Origin of the sequence: Blautia fusiformis (assembly GCF_020686995.1) — a bacterium.
GTDB lineage: Bacteria > Bacillota > Clostridia > Lachnospirales > Lachnospiraceae > Blautia_A > Blautia_A fusiformis.
Window position 1 is genome coordinate 15,571 of sequence record NZ_JAJEPT010000004.1, and the last position, 20,496, is coordinate 36,066.

Consider the following 20,496-nt stretch of genomic DNA (forward strand, 5'->3'; position numbering starts at 1 on the left):
AACGGATCAAAGTGTTGGGAAAGGCCGGGAGCAGCAAAAATATGAAGAAATTTTTTGTGTTTTTATTAGTGGTCATCTGCCTTGGTATGGGAGCCGGTGTAGTATACATGAAGAGCTCCGAGGATAATGAAGGACCGAAGATCACATTTGAAGAGGGAAAAGATACGAATTATACATCCGATATGACAGAAGAGGATCTTCTGAAGGATGTAAAGGCACAGGATGACAGAGATGGAGATGTTACAGAGTCTCTTACTGTAGAAACCATATATCCGAAGAATGACGGAAAACAGGTTTCTGTTATCTTTGTTGCAAAGGACAAAAACAACAATGTAACAAAAAAAGAATTTACCATGGAAGCTCAGGACGGCAGTGCCGAAAATCCGCAGCTGGGACTGATCGATAATGACGGTCTCACAGAGGATGGAGATTCCACAGACACCACAGAGCCTGCAGAAGAGACAGATATGCAGGATGGGACAGAAGCAGACAGCACAGATGCTGAAAGCGGAGATTCCGCAGAAGGAGAACTGACTCCGGAGGAACAGGCGCAGAAGACACAGGAAGACAAGATTGAGCAGCTTTCTCCGCAGGATCCGAAGATGTATCTGACTACCTATTACGTAGAGGTACCGGTAGGAACTACGCTGGATAAATTAAGCTATGTAAAGGATATCCAGGATGATACAGAGTCAACCAGTGATCTTTTCAAAAGGATCCAGATCACCGGTGATGTAAATACAGCTGCACCGGGAACTTACGAGCTTACATATTATGTAGTCGACAACAGTGGAAACAGCTCCAACGGAGCCGTACTTACCATTGTCGTGAAATAAATATCATCCCCTCTCTAGGTGCCTGAGATACCGGAGAGGGGATAAAAGCAACAAAAAATGTAAGCGAGGGAAGGCGTAGAAAAGAATATGTATCAAAAAGAAAACAGCAGCTGGGTAAAACATGCAGATTTTGCGATTTGCGATATGTTGTGTCTGCAGCTTGCGTTTGTACTTGCATACTGGATCCGAAACGGGATCGGTCAGCCATACGAGACAGAGCTGTATCGAAATGTGGCAGTGGTGATGTTTCTTATCCAGCTGATGGTCACATTTTTTAATGAAAGCTTCAGCGGAGTTCTGCGAAGAGGAATGCTGGTGGAACTGAAGAAAACCTTTGAACAGTGTACACTGGTCTGCCTTCTGGTCCTGGCATATATGTTTCTTTTAAGAATTGGAAACAATTATTCCAGAATGATCCTGCTGATCACCTATGTGCTTTATACCTGCTTCAGCTACTGCGGCAGACAGGCACTGAAGAAATTCCTGAAGGATCACAGATACGAAGAAAGCGAGAAGCGATCCCTGCTGATCGTTACAGTCAGTGAAAATGCAGACAATGTGGTGGAAACCATCCGCAAGAATAATTACGGAACCTATCATCTGGCAGGAATCGTCTTTATGGATTGTGACAAGAAGGGTGCATCCGTCTGTGGAGTACCGGTAGTAGCCGGGAGTGAGGATATGATCTCCTATATCCATAAGAACTGGATCGATGAAGTATTTTTTGCAGTGCCTAAGGAAATCCCGATCCCGGAGCAGATGATCAAGGATTGCTCTGCAATGGGAGTTGTCATCCATATGAGACTGGCAACTATGAAATCTCTTGGCAAGAACCAGGTGGTGGAGGAGCTTGGCGGATACACTGTGCTTTCCAGCAGTATCCACATTGTGACACCGCGCCAGATGTTTGTGAAACGAGCTATGGATATCGTAGGCGGTCTGGTAGGTTGTCTTTTTACAGGGATCGCAGCGATCTTTCTGGTTCCGGCCATTAAGATCAAATCTCCGGGTCCTGCATTTTTCTCACAGGTCCGCATGGGAAAGAACGGTCGTCCGTTCAAGATCTATAAATTCCGCTCCATGTATATGGATGCAGAAGAACGCAAAAAAGAACTGATGAAACAGAATAACATAAAAGATGGAATGATGTTCAAAATGGATGATGATCCACGAATCATCAAAGGAGTAGGACATTTTATCCGAAAGACATCCCTGGATGAATTTCCACAGTTCTGGAATATTCTGAAAGGAGATATGAGTCTTGTAGGAACCAGACCGCCGACAATGGATGAGTGGGAGAAGTATGAGCTTCACCATCGCAAACGTCTGGCCATCAAGCCGGGACTTACCGGTATGTGGCAGGTAAGCGGTCGAAGTGATATTACGGATTTCGAGGAAGTCGTAGAGCTTGACACAAAGTACATTGCCGAATGGTGTCTGAAGCTGGATATAGAGATCCTGGTTAAGACAGTTATGGTCGTTTTCCGCGGAAGCGGCGCCAAATGATCCATACATATTGAGATTTGAATATAATGACCCGGGCTGCGGAGACGCAGTTCGGGGATAAAAATAAATTAGATAAGTTATAAATATAAAAGAGGAAGCAAAAAATGCAGATTTTATTGATCATGCTGATCGTAGTACTTCTTGCGTTCTCGGTCCTGCTTCTGGCACTGGCAAAACAAAGTCCCAGGGAAAAGCAGACAGAAGACAAAGAGCAGGAAGAATACATCAGGGATTATGCAGAAACAGTAAGACAGACCGGAGGAAGTATGAAGAAGTTAGAACATTGGAAAGTAATTGCGATATATCTGATCATCTATGACATGATAGCTGTTAATTTTTCTTATTTTATGGCGCTGCTGGTGAGATTCGATTTTCGGTATTCCTCGATCCCCACAGACTATTTTGCCGCATGGAGGAGTTTTGCACCAATCTATACCATTATCATCCTGGTAGTGTTCGGATGCATGCATCTGTATAACAGTGTATGGCGTTTCGCAAGCTTCCATGAGCTGATCAAGATCACGGTAGCAACTGTGATCACTGGCGTTCTGCATATTGTGGGTATCACGATCTTCTGGGAACGGATGCCGGCTTCCTATTATCTGATCGGTATCATGCTGCAGTTTTTCCTGACTGTAGGCGTACGTTTCTCCTATCGTTTTGTACTTCTTGAGCGGAACCGCAGAGAAAAGAGCGAGCGTGAGGAGCGGAGCAAAAACGTGATGATCATCGGTGCAGGAGAAGCGGGCAGGACCATTGTCCGGGAGCTTCAGAATGCAAAGGAAACCAATTCCAGAGTACGCTGCCTGATCGATGACAATCCGAATAAATGGGGAAGATACATGGAAGGCGTTCCGGTGGTAGGTGGAAGAGACGATATTTTTCTCAATGTGGACAAGTATCATATCAATCAGATCCTTCTTGCGATCCCGACGGCAACACCGCATCAAAAGCGGGATATCCTGAACATCTGCAAGGAAACCGGCTGCGAGCTGAAGCAGCTTCCTGGTGTATATCAGCTTGTAAACGGAGAAGTATCCCTGAGCAAGATGAAAAAAGTAGCAGTGGAGGATCTTCTCGGACGAGACACCATCAAAGTCAACATGTCTGAGATCTTTCAGTATCTGAAGGGCAAAAGGATTCTGGTAACAGGAGGCGGCGGTTCCATCGGAAGTGAGCTCTGCCGTCAGATCGCAGGTCATGAGCCGGAGCTTCTGGTGATCTTTGATATTTATGAAAATAACGCTTACGACATTGAGCAGGAACTGAAGGCCAGTTATCCGAACCTGAACCTGAAGGTACTGATCGGCTCTGTCCGCGACAGCAAAAGGATCAACTGGGTATTTGAAACCTACAAGCCGGAGATCGTATATCATGCAGCCGCACATAAGCACGTACCGCTGATGGAGAACAGCCCCTGTGAGGCAATCAAGAACAATGTGGTAGGAACCTATAAGACTGCATATGCGGCAATGATGAACGGCTGCCAGCGTTTTGTGCTGATCAGTACCGACAAGGCTGTAAACCCGACCAACATCATGGGCGCCAGCAAACGACTCTGCGAAATGGTAGTCCAGAGCATGAACATGGTCAGCCACAACGGACACACCGACTGGCTGCCACGACTTGGCGGACACAGAAAGGATACCCTGGATGCACTTCACGACAACGAAGGCCAGGCATATGTAAGTGAGAACCATACATCGAAAGCAGGAACCGGCACAGAATTCGTAGCTGTACGATTCGGAAACGTTCTGGGCAGCAACGGAAGCGTGATCCCGCTGTTCAAGCGCCAGATCGAAAAAGGCGGCCCTGTCACCGTCACACATCCGGACATCATCCGCTACTTTATGACTATCCCGGAGGCCGTAAGCCTTGTCCTCCAGGCAGGAACCTACGCCAAAGGCGGCGAGATCTTCGTCCTGGACATGGGAGCCCCGGTAAAGATCGACACCCTTGCCCGAAACCTGATCAAGCTTTCTGGCTACACCCCGGATGTAGACATCAAAGTCACCTACACCGGCCTCCGCCCAGGCGAAAAGCTCTACGAAGAAAAGCTGATGGCCGAGGAAGGCATGGAGAAAACTCCAAACGACCTCATCCACATCGGCAAACCCATCGAAATGGACGTACAGGAATTCTTCAGACAGCTGGAAGTCCTGGCAGCATACGGCTACGCCAACAGCGAAAAGATCCGGGACATTGTAGCCGCGATCGTACCGACCTATCACTCTGCGGATTCCGACCTGAAGCTGCATAAGAAGGTGTATGAGGAACTGATGAGTGACGCGGCTGTGGCTGCGGAGAAGAACTGATAACTGGTCAATAATTTACATATATACGAAAACGAAGGAGTGTTGAAAAAATGAAAATCCCATTTTCACCGCCAGATATTACAGAGGCAGAAATCGAACAGGTAGCAGAAGCTTTAAGATCCGGATGGATCACAACAGGACCGAAAACAAAAGAACTGGAAAGAGAAGTTGCGGATTTATGCGGCACCAATAGAGCTGTATGCCTGAATTCGCAGACTGCATGTGCGGAAATGACACTTCGTCTTCTGGGAATCCACGAAGGCGATGAAGTGATCACTTGCGCTTATACCTATACCGCAAGTGCATCGGTGGTGTGTCATGTCGGGGCAAAGCTGGTTCTTATTGATACACAGGAAGATTCTCTGGAAATGGATTATGACAAGCTGGCAGAAGCTATTACAGAGAAAACAAAAGTGATCATTCCGGTGGATCTTGGCGGAGTGCCATGCGACTATGACAGGATCTTCTCTATCGTAGAAGAGAAAAAGAAGCTTTTCCATCCAGTCAATAAGCTTCAGGAAGCAATCGGAAGAGTTATCGTAATGGCAGATGCAGCCCATGCATTTGGTGCGACCTGGCATGGAAAACCAGTGGGCAGCATTGCGGATTTTTCAAACTTCAGCTTCCATGCAGTGAAAAACTTTACAACAGCAGAAGGCGGCGCTGTGGCATGGAGAGATATCGAAGGAATTGATAATGAAGAAATCTATCATCAGTATCAGCTGTTATCACTTCATGGTCAGTCAAAGGATGCCCTTGCAAAAACACAGCTTGGCGCCTGGGAGTATGACATCATCGGACCTTGGTTTAAATGCAATATGACCGATGTAGTTGCCGGGATTGGACTGGCGCAGATGAAACGGTATAAAGCTTTGCTTGCAAGAAGAAAAGAAATCATCAGCAGATATGATGCAGCATTTAAACCACTCGACATCGAAGTGCTGGATCATTACAACGAAGAGCATCAGTCTTCCGGACACCTGTACATCACCAGAATCCCGGGAATCACTCTGGAGCAGAGACACGAGATCATCGTCAAAATGGCAGAAAAAGGGGTTGCCTGCAACGTACATTACAAACCACTGCCAATGATGACTGCTTATAAAAATATGGGATTTGATATCAAGGATTACCCGAATGCTTATAAGCGATTTGAAAATGAGATCACATTGCCGCTGCATACGAAGTTGACGGATGAGGAAGTGGAGTATGTGATTGAGATGTTTTTGGGGATTGTGAAGGAATATATTAAATGAAAAAAATCATGATTTTGGGAGCAAGTATATTACAGCTTCCAGCGATAAAAAAGGCAAAGGAAATGGGGCTGGAAGTTGTAGTTGTCGATATGAATCCCGACGCAGTAGGCTTTCAGACAGAAGGAATCGAAAAAGAAATCATAAGCACGATTGATATACCTGAGATAGTGAAAGCTGCAAAAAGACATTCTATTGATGGAATCATGACACTTGCTACAGATATGCCAATGAGAGCAGTGGCAGCAGTGGCAAGGGAAATGAATTTGATTGGAATTAGTGCAGATACAGCTGTGAAAGCAACAAATAAAGCGGAAATGCGGAAGGCACTGAAAAAAGCAGGTGTTCCGATTCCTGTATTTTACAAAGTATCTACTAAAGAAGAATATTTGGAAGCAGTAGGAAAAATAAAAGAAGCAGGTTATCGATGTATTATAAAACCGGCAGATAATTCGGGAAGCCGGGGAATCAATCTGCTTAAAGATTATGACAGTGAAACTGTGGAAAAGGCTTATAACTACAGTAAGGAATCTTCAAGGTCCGGAGATCTCATGGTTGAAGAGTATATGGAAGGGCCAGAGGTAAGTGTAGAAACTTTAAGTGTCAACGGCGTATGCCATGTTATTCAGATTACAGATAAGCTGACAACAGATGCACCATATTTTGTAGAAATGGGACATTCACAGCCATCAGGTCATACAGAAGAAATAAAAAAGCAGATAGCGGAGGTGGCTATTGCAGCGAATCACGCAATTGGTATTTCAAATGGACCATCCCATACAGAAATCAAAATAACGAAGGATGGACCTAAAGTTGTAGAGCTTGGAGCACGGCTGGGAGGAGATAATATTACGACTTATCTTACGCCTCTTTCCACAGGTGTAGATATGGTTGAAAGTTGTATACGAATTGCACTTGGTGAAACTGCAGACTTAGAGCCTAAATTTCATAAAGCATCTGCTATAAGATATTTTAGAGTTGAGCAAGGTTTCATCAGAGATATCAGGGGACTTGAAGAAGCCAGAAAGATTCCAGGTGTAAAACAGATTTATGTTGTACATGGGATCGGGGAAAAAATGAATGGCATAAAGAGTAGTGGAGATCGTAGCGGCTTTGTAATCGCGCAGGCAGATACAGCTGAAAAGGCTGTAGAAATATGTGAAAAAGCGCTGGATTTAATAGAAATAGAAATGGAGTAAGGGAAGTATAAATTCATGTACGAAAGATACATAAAAAGAGGTTTGGATGTTATATTTGCAGTCATTGCACTGCCGATCGTATTAGTAGTCTGTATTATTTTTGGGACATTGATCTGGCTAGAGGACAGGGGAACGATTTTTTATCTGGCAAAGAGAAGGGGAAAAGACGGGACAATCTTTAATATGTATAAGCTTCGTTCCATGAAGGTAAATGCGCCAGATATTAGAAATAAGGATAATTCAACTTTTAACAGTGCAGATGATCCAAGAGTAACAAAAATCGGAAAGCTAATGAGAAAAATTTCAGTTGATGAGCTACCGCAGGTATTTAATATTCTGAAAGGAGACATGAGCTGGATCGGACCAAGGCCAGTAACAACAGACAGACCATTGTCTGAGTATGACCAGAAAAGAAAAGATCGTTTAAAAGTAAAACCAGGCATTACAGGGTATACACAGGCCTATTATCGAAATAATATTTCACAGGAAGACAAACTGGCTCTGGATGCAAAATATGCACAGAAAGTAACATTTCTGGGTGATCTGAAGATTTTCTTTAAAACAATTGAAACTGTAGTATGCAGAAAAAATGTTTATACAAATTAGAAGGGAGAAGAAAAAATGGGTGTTGAAGGAAAAAGACTTTTAGTATTAGGTGCTGGAAGAGGACAGATCGGACTGTATAAAGCAGCAAAAGAGATGGGAATCACAACAATTGCAGGAACCATGCCTGATAATAATCCTCCAGGAATTCCTCTGGCAGATGAAGTGTGCTTTATGAATATTGCAAATCCTGATGAGGTTGCTAAAAAAGCAGCGAATCTTAAATTGGACGGAGTGGCTACTTGCTGTCTGGATACAGGAATTTCAGCTCTTGGAAAAACTTGTGATTCTTTGGGCTTAACAGGACTTCCGGAAAAAGCAGCAATTATGTGTAATGATAAATCCAAAATGAAAAAAGCTTTTATGGAATATGGTGTAAGTACAGCACAGTATTTTGAAATTTCCAATGAAGAGGAATTAGAAAACGCACTGAATAAGATTAAATTACCGGTGATCATTAAAGCAACGGATTTACAAGGAAGCAATGGAATTTACATAGCAAAAACAGAAAAAGATGCCTATGACGGATTTCATGCAGCAATGGGATTAACAAAAAGATCTTACTGTATTGTAGAAGAGTTCATAGAAGGATGGGAATTTGGTGCGCAGGCATTTGTATATAACAATGAGGTGCTTTTTGTTATGCCACATGGTGACGAAACTTATATGAGTCATACGGCAGTACCGGTAGGCCATTATGTTCCGCTTGACTGTGATGAAGATGTTTACAAACAGACAGAAATAGCAGTAAAAAGCGCAATCAAGGCATTGGGATTAAATAACTGTGCAGTAAATGTGGATCTGATTCTCCGGGATAATAAAGTCTACGTCATAGAGCTTACCGGACGTGTAGGCGCCAACTGTCTTCCAGAGCTGGTGGAGATAAACTTTGGAATCGAATATTACAAAATGATCGCAGCAATGGCTGTTGGAGAAAATCCGTTGGAGTATTGGAGAAAGAAAAATTCCAAAACAACGGCAGGACTGGCACGAATGATTCTTTCAACAGAAGAAAGTGGAACCCTAGAAGATATCAAATATACCGGAGAAATGGATGAAGATATTCTGGAAATAACATTCTTTAAAAAACCAGGAGATCAGATTCGAAAATTTGTATTTTCAGCAGATTGTATTGGCCAGATTATTGTAAAAGACTCTACATTGGATGAGTGTAGAGCAAAAATCAATAAAATCATGAGTAATATTGAAATAAAACTCAAATAGGAGAACTGCAGTATAGCTGGCTGTTTATAAAAATTATAAATGGCCAGCTGTATACGATTTTAAGAAAAGATAGAAGAGGAAGATTAATGAAAACGCTGTATTTGCTTACAAATTCCTTTCCTTATGGAGATTGGGAGCCTTATTTGGAAACAGAAATAAAATATTATGATAACTTTGATGAAGTATATATTTTTGCATTGCAGATCAGAAAAGAACACTTAAAAAGAAAAAGAACTGTTGGAAACAATGTGAAAGTAATTCCAATTATGAAAGCGTCAAATAAGACCTATTTATTATATAGTTTCAGGACTCTGACAGATATTAATTTATATAAAGAATTTGCACGCTTGGTGAAATCACGTAGATTATCTGTGCGAAATTTTGTAAACATGTTTGTTTATTTCAGTCGTTCTCATTATGAAGCAGATCTAATAGATAAAAAAATGAAAGGACATGTGAATAAAGAGTCAATATTTTATTCATATCGTTTTGAATATCAGCCATATGTGGCAATGTTATTAAAAAAGAAATGGGAATTGAACAGTAAGATTGTAAGCAGGGCACATCGGTATGATCTTTATGAAGAAGAACATAAAGGGAATTATATACCAATGAGAGAGGGAATTCTTTCAAAAATTGATAATATATATCCATGTTCAGATCATGGTACCGATTATCTGAGAAAAAGATTTCCTCAATATAAACAGAAAGTGCATACCAGATTCTTAGGAACAATAGATCATGGAGAAAAGGAGTATCTTTTCAATGATAAATGTTATGAAATTGTCAGCTGTTCTACAGTGACAAAGGTAAAAAGACTAGATTTATTGATAAATGCATTATCCCAAATTAAAGCTATCCCGATTAAGTGGACACATTATGGGGATGGAATTTTAATGGATGAAATAAAAAAAATGGCAAAAGACAAACTGAGAGACAATATTCAGTATGAATTTAAAGGAAATGTCAGTAACACAGAATTAATGAAACAATATCAGGATAAAAATTACTATGTATTCGTGAATGTAAGTTCATCAGAAGGGATTCCTGTATCAATTATGGAAGCAACATCTTTTGGAATTCCGTGCATCGCAACAGATGCAGGGGGAACGAAGGAGATAATTAGGGATAAAGAAAATGGGGTTCTTTTATCTCAGAATATAACAGCAAATGAATTGACTAAAAAAATAACAGATTTTTGCAAATTAGATTCATACCAATATAAAAAAAATAGAAATGATGCTAGATATTTTTGGAATAAAAAATTTAATGCAGACTACAACTATCAGAAATTTATAAATGAAATAAGCAATTGAGGTAAAAAAATGTTTTTAAGTGTAATTGTTCCATGCTATAACGTAGAAAAAGAAATCTTGCAGAGATGCATTTTAAGTGTATTAAATCAAGAATATATGAACTATGAGATACTCTTAATTGATGATGGAAGCGAAGAGTCGTTTCGAAGCGAAATAAGAGACATTGCTCGACTTGATGAACGAATAAAAGTTATAACACAAAGCAATTTAGGAGTATCCGCTGCAAGGAATGAAGGCATTAAACATTCTAAAGGAAAATACCTTACATTTGTAGATGCGGATGATGTATTAGTGCCATATTTTTTTTCAGAAGCGGTACATTTATGTGAAAAAGAAAATGTAGATTTTCTTATTGGAGGTAATACGTTATTAGATAATGAAGAATTCAATGAAGAAAAGCAAAAACAGATTCCTATAAATTATAGAATTATATCAGATATAGAAAAAGAAAGTTTTAAATGTAATTCAGTTGGAGAGTTAAAATATTTTGGAAATATGAAAGGATATTATGGACGAGGACCGTGGACAAGATTGATAAAAAGAGAGATAGCTGAAAATACTTTATTTAATACTGAGTTAAAAATGGGAGAAGACATAGTATGGAATCTCCAACTGTTAGATAAGTGTAAAAAAACAATGCTTGTAGAAAGAATATGGTATTTATATTATGTGAATAACAATTCAGCAAATCATAAGTACAATTCCAAAATGCTTTATAATATAGAAAAAGAGCTGCCTTGTATTAGAAAACAAATAAATTTTGAAAGTGAACCAATGAAATCTGCATTTAGTATTCATATTCTGGATGAACTAAAAAAAATTTACGATTGTTATATTGGAAATACACAGTGTGATTTGAGTAGAAAAGAAAAAAAGATAATCAAGAAAAAATTATATTCGGAGAAACCCTGGATATTCGCAGGCAATAGAGAAAATAGAAAATATATGAGTAATAGAAATAAAATGAAGAGTATTTTATATCAATATAGAATTTATTTTGGAATTATACATATTAAACAAATATGTGAATTATATAAAAGGAAAGGAAAATAAAGATGGCTTCAAAAACAGGCAACAAAGTATATTATAATATAATACTATTGATTATATTTTCTATTATATCTGTTATTGTTTTTGGAATAGGAAATACAAATGGAATATTAGCATTAAATGCGGTTATTTTTATTTGCTTTTTTTATCTTACTGTAAAAAATATAGATGAAAATATATTTATGTTTTCATTTCTTGTATGCTTTTTTACATTTTTATTATGTGGACAGATATTGAATCGTTTTATGAAAGTTTATTATTATAATTTTCCAGATGTAATAGAGAAACATGTGGATGTATGTATTTTTATTAGTCTTGTAGGACTATGTATAGGATATTTTGGCGTAACAAGAAAAAGAATTAAAATAAAAAATAATATACCTAAAATTGAATATAAAAATAAAAAAGGTTATATGAATAATATAATCCAAATCAGCAAAGGAATGTATTATGGCTGTTATGTGTTTTGGATATTAACAGTTATAGATGTTGTTTTATATGTAAGACATTATGGTTATACATCGTATTACATTTCATATTCAAGTAGAATACCATGGTATGTACGACAGATTGGATATTTTGCGCCGACAGCATTTTATATATTTTTGTCAACATTACCAGAAAAAAAGGATGCTAAAGTTCCAATAATGTTATATATTTTATATGCATTTTTATCTTTAGGAACGGGACGAAGAGTAAATTTTATTACAAGTTTACTTATAATTTTTGCATATGCAATGTGTAGAAATAAAATAAAACCAGGTGAAAAACCGTGGATTGGAAAAAAAGGTATTTGGGCAATATGTTTATGTGTTCCAATACTTATGGGAGCAATGTATTTATTTGAATATATTAGATCTAATAATTATGTAGGGCATGCAAATGATTATTCTCCTATTGTAGGCTTTTTTGTAAGACAAGGTACATCTGTAAATGCAGTAAAGTATGCTGAGTTATATAAAAATAATTTAGATTCTGAAGCACACTATTCTTTATATAATATATTGAGATGGCTACAAAATAGTCCATTTAATAGCTTATTTAATTTGAATTTAGATTTTTCTTTTGGAAATCAATCATTAAGTACTGCTTTACATGGAACATATTTAGCGGATTTTGTTTCCTACTATGCAAATTCATATGGGTATGCAGTTGGTACTGGATACGGTTCATGTTACTTTGAAGAACTGTATATTGATTATGGATATATAGGTGTATTTATAGGAAATATTATTTACGGCTTGACTTTTAGATTATTATCCAAAATTATATCTGATGGCAAAAATGTTTGGAAGATAGCAGTTGGTCTTTTTATGTTAAATTCTTTATTTCAGGCACCGCGATCAACATTTGATGCATTTGTTGGAAGATTGTTATATCCAGAATTTTGGGCTCCGATAATAATAATTTGGGGATTAGCTTATTTGACTTCCAAATCGAAGCATAAAATTGTAATTTAAAATTAAGAGGAATAGTTAGAAATATGAAAAAAAAGTCACTTGGTCTAAATGCATTATTAAATGGTATAAGAACAGTTTTGAATACATTATTTCCATTAATTACGTTTCCATATATTTCCAGAGTTCTTTCTGTTGAAAATGTAGGGAAATATAATTTTGCATTATCAGTTATTCAATATTTTTTACTGATTGCCGCATTGGGGATATCGACATATGCAGTTAGAGAAGGAACAAAATTTCGGGATGATAAAAAAAAGTTCAGTATATTTGCTAATGAAATATTTACAATTAATATTATATCAACAATAATAGCTTATATTTTATTAGTGTTTACAGTTGCAGCTGTTCCTAAATTTAAAGATTATGCGGTGATAATTGCTGTGTTTAGTATTGAAATTCTTTTTACAACGATCGGAACAGAATGGATTTACTCTATATATGAGGAATACGCGTACATAACGATTCGAAGTATTATATTTAAAGTAATTTCAATTATCTTGCTGTTTTTGCTTGTTAAAAAACCTGATGACTATATTGTATATGCAGGAATAACAGTATTTGCAAATGCAGGATCTAATATATTGAATTTTATTCATGCTAAAAAGTATTGTTCGTTAAAATTTGATATAGGTTTGGCATTAAAGAGACATCTGAAACCTATTATGATTATTTTTGCATCTACAGTTGCAACAACTATTTATATTAATTCCGATACGACCATGTTAGGATTTATGGGAACAGATTTCGAAGTAGGCATATATTCTGTTTCCTCAAAAATATATAGGATCGTAAAACAGATGTTGGCGGCTATTTTGATTGTTACAATTCCGCGGTTATCATTGTTAATGGGACAAAAAAGGATAGAAGAATATAAAAATATTTTAACTCAGATTTTTAATGTCCTGGTTATGTTGGTGTTTCCATCGGTTACCGGATTGATATTATTAAGCAAAGAAGTCGTATTATTGATTTCTGGAAAAGAATATATAAAAGCTACAGGTTCATTGAAATTATTAAGTATAGCGCTTATATTTTGTATTTTTGGATGGATATATAATCAGTGTGTATTAATTCCGGCGCGTAAGGAAAAAATCGTGCTTATAGCAACCTTGGTTAGTGCATTAGCAAATATTGCAATAAATTTTGTTTGTATTCCATTTTGGAGAGAAAATGCAGTGGCTTTTTCAACTATAGTTGCAGAAGCTATAATGATGCTTGTTTGTGTTTATGTTGGACGGAAAATTGTTCGACTTAATGCAGGCGTAGCATATAATATTTGTACGGTTTGTGCCGGATGCATTGGTATATGGATGAGCTGTAAATTTGTAAAACATTTTTCTCTTTCAAGTATTGCAACATTAGTATTATCTATATTATTATCGTGTATTGTATATGGAATGTGTCTTATATTGATGAGAAATAAAGTTATATGGGCATTTTTTAAGAAAAAAAATAAAAGTGAATTACATTAGAATAGAGTATGAAAATGCTCAGGAAGCAAGGTACTTCCTGAGCATTTTCTCAAATCATCATTTCTCCCGCAATTTCAGAACATCTTCAAGTGGCAGCCCTGAAAACCTGCTGATATCCTCAGGTGAGAACCTGGAATCCTGCAGCATGCGTTGTGCAGTAAATAAAGCATGTTCCTGAAGACCCTGGATGCGACCTTGGGATAGACCTTCGGAGCGTGCATCATCGCACATTTCCTGAACAGCCTGACACATATTAACACTCCCTTCTGTTTCTGTGAAACGTAAATTGATACCGGTTATGGAGTCAATGACCCGGGCTGCTTTGAGCTCGAGTGACCGGAAACCGGGGCTCTGTGATGTGAGCTCCTGAAGTTTCCGTTTATCTTTGGAGTATTTAATGAAGAGCATGACTTCTTTGAGATTGCTCTCGAGTTTGTCAAGTTCTTCATCCTTTATCTCGGTAGGTGAGAAGAGATTGATCCGGTAATCCGGGACCAGAGAAAGAATCTCGGGGTCCCGGACAGAGAGCATTTCGTGGAGGCTTCTGGGAGCGTTCTAGGTATCGGAGCCGAAGTATACGACTACGGTGATGACCGGAATCAGCCGGTCATCTTTGTAGAAGCCGGTGAGATATTTTCCGGATGTGGAGGAACATTGTTTTGCTTCTCTGTGGGTTGTCAGCCATGTAATCTTTGGTGATGGTATCCTTTGTACCCATAGGTTTCACCACCTTCGATCTTGCTATGTGATCAGAGTTATTTTATCATCTGATCCATTTTCAGGGTAACATAGTTTGTTGCTTTCCCTTTTGGAAAGAGGATTTTGTGAAAAAGCTTCAGAGCTGCGCAGGTAAAGCGGATATGTTTGTCGAACGGAGTCGAAATAAATCAATAGACAAAAAGAGCGTATTGTGCTACTCTGAAAGCACGAATCACGTGGCAATTGGCATATTTGTATGTGATTTTTCGCATTGAAAGGGAGTGGAACGCGGAATATGAAGAGACCGAAGCTACCGGTGGGAATTGAGAATTTTCAGGAAATTCGTCAGGCGGATTTTTATTATGTAGATAAGACCAGGCTTATCGAACAACTGGTCGATCAGTGGGGGAAAGTAAATCTTTTTACAAGACCTCGGCGTTTTGGGAAAACATTGAATATGAGTATGCTTCGTTGTTTCTTCGAGATCGGGGCAGATGAAGCGCTGTTTGAAGGTCTTTATATTTCCCGGAAACAAGAACTGTGTGAACAGTATATGGGGAAATTTCCGGTAGTGTTTTTATCACTGAAGAATGTTGATGGACTTACCTTTGAGAATGCACGCTATCAGCTGACAGAACTGGTAGGCAGAGAGGCCAGTCGTTTTCTGTTTTTATTGGAGAGTGACAGACTGACAGAAACGGATAAAGATATATATCGTACATTGATCTCTGTGGAGAATGGCCGATATTCTATGGATGAAAATATTCTTTCTTCTGCGTTGCAGATATTGTCTCAGCTGTTGCATAAGCATTATGGGCAGAAGACGATCATTCTTATAGATGAATATGATGTTCCTCTGGATAAGGCTTTTCAGCATGGATATTATAAAGAAATGGTGCTCATGATACGCGGTGTGTTCGGACAGGCACTTAAGACTAACGATTCTCTGTATTTTGCAGTATTAACAGGGTGTCTTCGCGTGTCTAAAGAGAGTATTTTTACAGGACTTAATAACTTCAAAGTGCTTTCGATCACGGATCATCGATTTGATGAGCATTTTGGTTTCACAGATGATGAGGTCTTCAGATTGCTTACAGCATATGGCATGGAGGATCATCTTTCCGAAACAAAGGAATGGTATGATGGATATCATTTTGGAAATACGGATGTGTACTGCCCATGGGATGTGATCAATCATGTAGATTGTCTGCGTGGGAATCCGGATGCGGAGCCGCTGTCTTACTGGATCAATACCAGTGGGAATGAACTGGTAAGGAGATTTATTGACAGGGCAGATAAGACTACAAGAGATGAGATAGAGCGTCTGATCGCAGGTGAGTCTATTGAGAAAACGGTCCGTATGGAGTTGACCTATGATGAAATCGATAACAGTCTGGATAATCTCTGGAGTGTATTATTTACTACAGGATATCTTACACAGGCAGGGAAGACCGAACGGGGAGTGTATCGTCTGACCATTCCGAACAGGGAGATAAGAGAAGTTTATGTGCTTCAGATAAAGGAATGGTTTGACCGCGCAGTGCTGAAAGAGGCGGAGCCGACGAAAAATCTGCTGAAAGCAATAAATGAAGGGAATGCAGGTGAGATTGAGGAACGCCTTACAAAGATTCTGGGAAATACGATTAGTATTTTTGATACAAAAGGACGAAATGAAGAAAAAGAAATTTTTTATCATGGACTTTTGTTGGGGCTTTTGCGTAGTGATCCAAACTGGCTTGTTCAGTCTAATGCGGAATCTGGAGATGGTTTTGCAGATATTCTGGCAGAACCGGAAGATCCGGATGCCGGGATCGTTATCGAGTTGAAATATTCTCAGACTTTTTCAGGATTGCAAAATGCATGTGAAAGAGCGCTGGCACAGATCAGAGAAAAGCGGTACGATGAACGGTTACGTAATGAAGGAAGAAATAATATTTTGGCGTATGGAGTTGCTTTTTGTAAGAAGCGATGTAAAGTGGCTGTTCAGAGGCTGTAAATCTGCTGGAAATATAGATAATATTATTGATGTTCATACAGAAAGATAAGAACAATTCTGATCGATCTGTATGACACATCAATATATAAGATAAGTTATAAATATTAACACACAAAGGAGAGCTAGAAATGGGAAAATATTTTGGTACAGATGGCTTCCGTGGAGAAGCGGGTGTTTCGTTGACGGCGGATCATGCATTTAAGATCGGACGTTTTCTGGGATGGTATTATAATGAACTGCGCAGAAGAGCGGGAGAGACGGCTGCAGCCAGAATCGTGATCGGCAAGGATACCCGACGTTCCAGCTATATGTTTGAGTATTCGCTGGTTGGCGGACTGGTGGCGTCCGGAGCGGATGCTTATCTTCTCCACGTGACAACAACGCCGTCTGTGGCTTATGTTGCCCGTACCGATGGCTTTGACTGTGGTATTATGATCTCTGCCAGCCATAATCCCTATTATGATAACGGGATCAAGCTGATTAATGGCCAGGGTGAGAAGATGGAGGAGGAGATCATCGCTCTGGTGGAGGATTATCTGGATGACCGTCTTCAGCTGTTCGGAGAGAAATGGCATGAGATTCCTTTTACAAAGGGCGGTGAGATCGGCAGGACGGTGGATTATTCGGCAGGCCGCAACCGTTACATAGGATATCTGATCTCCCTGGGAGTATATTCCTTTAAGGGAATGCAGATTGGTCTGGACTGTGCCAACGGAAGTGCATGGAATATCGCAAAGGCGGTTTTTGATGCGCTGGGAGCGAAGACTTATGTGATCAATGCTGAGCCGGATGGTACCAATATCAATAACAATGCCGGTTCCACCCATATCGAGGGTCTCCAGAAGCTTGTAGTGGAGAAGGGGCTGGATGTTGGCTTTGCCTACGATGGAGATGCGGACCGCTGTCTCTGTGTGGATGAGAAGGGAAATGTGGTCAGCGGGGATGCGATCCTTTATGTGTACGGTCGTTACATGAAGGAGCGCGGAAAGCTTCTCACCAATACGGTTGTAACTACGGTAATGTCCAATTTTGGCCTTTACAAGGCTTTTGATGCTCTTGATATCGAGTATGCGAAGACAGCAGTAGGGGATAAATATGTTTATGAATATATGATGCAGAATGGCTGCCGTATTGGTGGTGAGCAGTCCGGGCATATTATTTTTTCCAAGTATGCATCTACCGGGGATGGCATCCTTACAAGTCTGAAGATGATGGAAGTTATAATGGCAAGGAAGAAAAAGCTCAGTGAGCTTACTGCTGATCTGGCGATCTATCCCCAGGTTCTTGAGAACGTGCGTGTCCATGACAAGGCAGCAGCGCAGGCAGATGTGGATGTGCAGGCAGCAGTAGAGAGTGTGGCTGAGGCGCTTGGAGACACCGGAAGGATCCTGGTGAGAGAATCCGGTACAGAACCTCTGCTCCGTGTTATGGTAGAGGCAGAGAGTGAGGAGCTTTGCAGAAAATATGTGGACCAGGTGGTTGAGATCGTCCGTAAGAAGGGGCATGTGGCAGAGTGATGTCCTGGATGCAGACCGCAGGTGTCTGAAGAACGGAGCAGTCAGAAGAATATAAAAATGCAATAAGAGGAGAAAAAAATCATGTGTGGAATTGTAGGTTTTACAGGCAGGCATCAGGCAGCACCCATCCTTCTGGACGGGCTTTCCAAACTAGAATACAGAGGATATGATTCCGCCGGCATCGCAGTGCGTGACGGGGAAAAGGATATTGAGATCATTAAGGCGAAGGGCCGTCTGAAGGTCCTTCTGGAGAAAACAAACGCAGGTGAATCTGTTCCGGGTATGTGCGGGATCGGTCATACCCGCTGGGCAACTCACGGAGAACCATCAGAGGTCAATGCCCATCCTCATGTCAGTGATAACGGAAATGTGGCAGCTGTGCATAACGGTATTATCGAGAATTACCAGGAGCTGAAGGAGAAGCTTCTCCGCAGGGGATATTCTTTTTATTCTTCCACAGATACGGAGGTTGCTGTGAAGCTGGTGGATTATTACTACCAGAAATACGGCGGATCTCCGGTTGAGGCAGTGCGTCATGCCATGGTGCGTATCCGTGGTTCCTATGCGCTGGTAATGATGTTCCGTGATTATCCGGAAGAGATCTTTGTAGCGAGAAAAGACAGCCCTATGATCCTGGGTGTGGAGAATGGAGAATCCTATATCGCATCGGATGTTCCTGCGATCCTGAAGTATACAAGAAATGTTTATTATATCGGAAATCTGGAGCTGGCATGTGTAAAACCGGGTGAGATCACTTTTTACAATCTGGATGGTGAGGAGATCGAGAAGGAGCCTAAGATCATTGAGTGGGATGCAGAGGCAGCGGAGAAAGCCGGTTTTGAGCATTTCATGATGAAGGAGATCCATGAGCAGCCGAAGGCAGTCGCAGATACACTGAATTCCGTTATCCGGGAGGACAAGCTGGATCTGACAGAGATCGGTCTGGATGATGAGAGGATCCGCAGCATCAGCCAGGTTTATATCGTGGCCTGCGGCTCTGCTTACCATGTGGGAATGGCTGCACAGTATGTGATCGAGGATCTTGCAGGTCTTCCGGTGCGTGTGGAGCTTGCTTCGGAGTTCCGTTACCGGAAGCCGCTTCTGGATCCTGCCGGCCTGGCAGTGATCATCAGTCAGTCCGGTGAGACTGCGGACAGTCTGGCTGCGCTTCGGGAATGTAAGGAGAAGGGGATCCGCACGCTGGCTATTGTCAATGTGGTGGGTTCTTCCATTGCAAGAGAGGCGGATCATGTATTCTACACACTTGCAGGACCGGAAATCTCGGTTGCTACCACCAAGGCGTACAGTACACAGCTGATCGCTTCCTATGTGCTGGCATTGCAGATGGCACTGGTCCGCGGAAAGATCTCAGAGGAGCAGTGTGAGTCCTACATTAAGGAATTGAAGACACTTCCGGACAAGATCAGCAGGATCATCGAGGATAAGGAAAGGCTTCAGTGGTTTGCCTCCAAGCAGGCCAATGCAAAGGATATCTTTTTTATCGGAAGAGGGATCGATTATGCCATCAGCCTTGAGGGAAGCCTTAAGATGAAGGAGATCAGCTACATCCATTCTGAGGCGTATGCAGCTGGTGAGCTGAAGCATGGCACCATTTCCCTGATCGAGGACGGCACCCTTGTGATCGGTGTCCTGACACAGCCGGAGCTTTATGAGAAAACAGTCAGCAATATGGTGGAGTGCAGAAGCCGTGGGGCATATCTGATGGGGCTTACTACATTTGGAAACTATAATATCGAGGATACTGCTGACTTTACGGTTTATATCCCGAAAACAGATCCGCATTTTGCAACTTCTCTGGCAGTGATCCCGCTGCAGCTTCTGGGTTACTATGTCAGTGTAAATAAAGGTCTGGATGTGGATAAGCCGAGAAATCTTGCCAAGAGTGTTACCGTGGAATAAGGAGATCCATTTTACAGAAGGAACATTTTAGCGGCAGTTCCGTGACATCGTGAGAGCATAAAAGAATCATGATATCACGGAACTGTTTTTGCATTTGGCGATTTACGATATTTCTTGCTTTTATCAGTAA

General features: G+C 40.4%; 15 protein-coding genes. 14 read left to right on the forward strand and 1 reads right to left on the reverse strand.

All coding sequences use genetic code 11. The annotated features are described in order from the left end of the window. Positions 1-41: 41 nt before the first annotated feature. The 11 genes from LKD46_RS04715 (at position 42) to LKD46_RS04765 (ending at position 14,234) form a co-directional block, all read left to right on the forward strand. Positions 42-836 carry an immunoglobulin-like domain-containing protein gene (locus tag LKD46_RS04715; RefSeq protein WP_022426287.1) on the forward strand — a complete coding sequence of 265 codons (795 nt, stop codon included), beginning with the start codon at positions 42-44 and terminating at the stop codon, positions 834-836. An 87-nt stretch (positions 837-923) separates the two neighbouring features. Further along, positions 924-2,342, forward strand: a complete 1,419-nt coding sequence (locus LKD46_RS04720; RefSeq protein WP_227573885.1) for a sugar transferase — start codon at positions 924-926, stop codon at positions 2,340-2,342. A gap of 266 nt (positions 2,343-2,608) precedes the next feature. Continuing rightward, positions 2,609-4,657: a polysaccharide biosynthesis protein gene (locus LKD46_RS04725; protein WP_334303261.1), complete on the forward strand. Its 2,049-nt coding sequence runs from the start codon at positions 2,609-2,611 to the stop codon at positions 4,655-4,657. Between the two features lie 50 nt (positions 4,658-4,707). Beyond that, complete coding sequence (locus tag LKD46_RS04730) at positions 4,708-5,913, forward strand: DegT/DnrJ/EryC1/StrS family aminotransferase (RefSeq protein ID WP_015525695.1); 1,206 nt, start codon at positions 4,708-4,710, stop codon at positions 5,911-5,913. Further along, a complete protein-coding gene (locus tag LKD46_RS04735; protein ID WP_110102086.1) occupies positions 5,910-7,109 on the forward strand; it encodes an ATP-grasp domain-containing protein in 1,200 nt (399 codons plus the stop codon). Before LKD46_RS04730 ends, LKD46_RS04735 begins: the two co-directional genes overlap by 4 nt. A 15-nt stretch (positions 7,110-7,124) precedes the next feature. Continuing rightward, positions 7,125-7,715, forward strand: a complete 591-nt coding sequence (locus LKD46_RS04740; protein ID WP_015525697.1) for a sugar transferase — start codon at positions 7,125-7,127, stop codon at positions 7,713-7,715. Between the two features lie 15 nt (positions 7,716-7,730). Then, on the forward strand, positions 7,731-8,936 hold the full coding sequence (locus LKD46_RS04745; protein ID WP_015525698.1) for an ATP-grasp domain-containing protein: 1,206 nt from the start codon (positions 7,731-7,733) through the stop codon (positions 8,934-8,936). Between the two features lie 86 nt (positions 8,937-9,022). Continuing rightward, complete coding sequence (locus LKD46_RS04750) at positions 9,023-10,252, forward strand: glycosyltransferase (RefSeq protein WP_110102084.1); 1,230 nt, start codon at positions 9,023-9,025, stop codon at positions 10,250-10,252. 9 nt (positions 10,253-10,261) lie between these two features. Continuing rightward, entirely contained in the window at positions 10,262-11,305 is a 1,044-nt protein-coding gene (locus LKD46_RS04755) for a glycosyltransferase family 2 protein (RefSeq protein WP_092069224.1), read from the forward strand. Positions 11,306-11,307: 2 nt separating this feature from the next. Beyond that, positions 11,308-12,762, forward strand: a complete 1,455-nt coding sequence (locus LKD46_RS04760) for an O-antigen polysaccharide polymerase Wzy family protein (RefSeq protein WP_110102082.1) — start codon at positions 11,308-11,310, stop codon at positions 12,760-12,762. A 23-nt stretch (positions 12,763-12,785) separates the two neighbouring features. Next, entirely contained in the window at positions 12,786-14,234 is a 1,449-nt protein-coding gene (locus LKD46_RS04765) for a flippase (protein ID WP_110102080.1), read from the forward strand. A 57-nt stretch (positions 14,235-14,291) separates the two neighbouring features. On the opposite strand, the gene LKD46_RS04770 is transcribed toward LKD46_RS04765, so the two are convergent. After that, positions 14,292-14,765 (reverse strand): hypothetical protein, encoded by a 474-nt coding sequence (locus LKD46_RS04770; RefSeq protein ID WP_227573886.1) that lies wholly within the window; start codon positions 14,763-14,765, stop codon positions 14,292-14,294. Positions 14,766-15,228: 463 nt separating this feature from the next. Between LKD46_RS04770 and LKD46_RS04775 the strand changes: the two genes are divergently transcribed. The 3 genes from LKD46_RS04775 (at position 15,229) to glmS (ending at position 20,366) form a co-directional block, all read left to right on the forward strand. Then, a complete protein-coding gene (locus LKD46_RS04775) occupies positions 15,229-16,929 on the forward strand; it encodes an AAA family ATPase (RefSeq protein WP_015525705.1) in 1,701 nt (566 codons plus the stop codon). 128 nt (positions 16,930-17,057) lie between these two features. Further along, positions 17,058-18,446, forward strand: coding sequence for a phosphoglucosamine mutase (gene glmM, locus LKD46_RS04780; RefSeq protein WP_215638505.1), 1,389 nt, complete (start codon positions 17,058-17,060; stop codon positions 18,444-18,446). 81 nt (positions 18,447-18,527) lie between these two features. Then, positions 18,528-20,366, forward strand: coding sequence for a glutamine--fructose-6-phosphate transaminase (isomerizing) (gene glmS, locus LKD46_RS04785; RefSeq protein WP_227573887.1), 1,839 nt, complete (start codon positions 18,528-18,530; stop codon positions 20,364-20,366). Positions 20,367-20,496 lie beyond the last annotated feature (130 nt).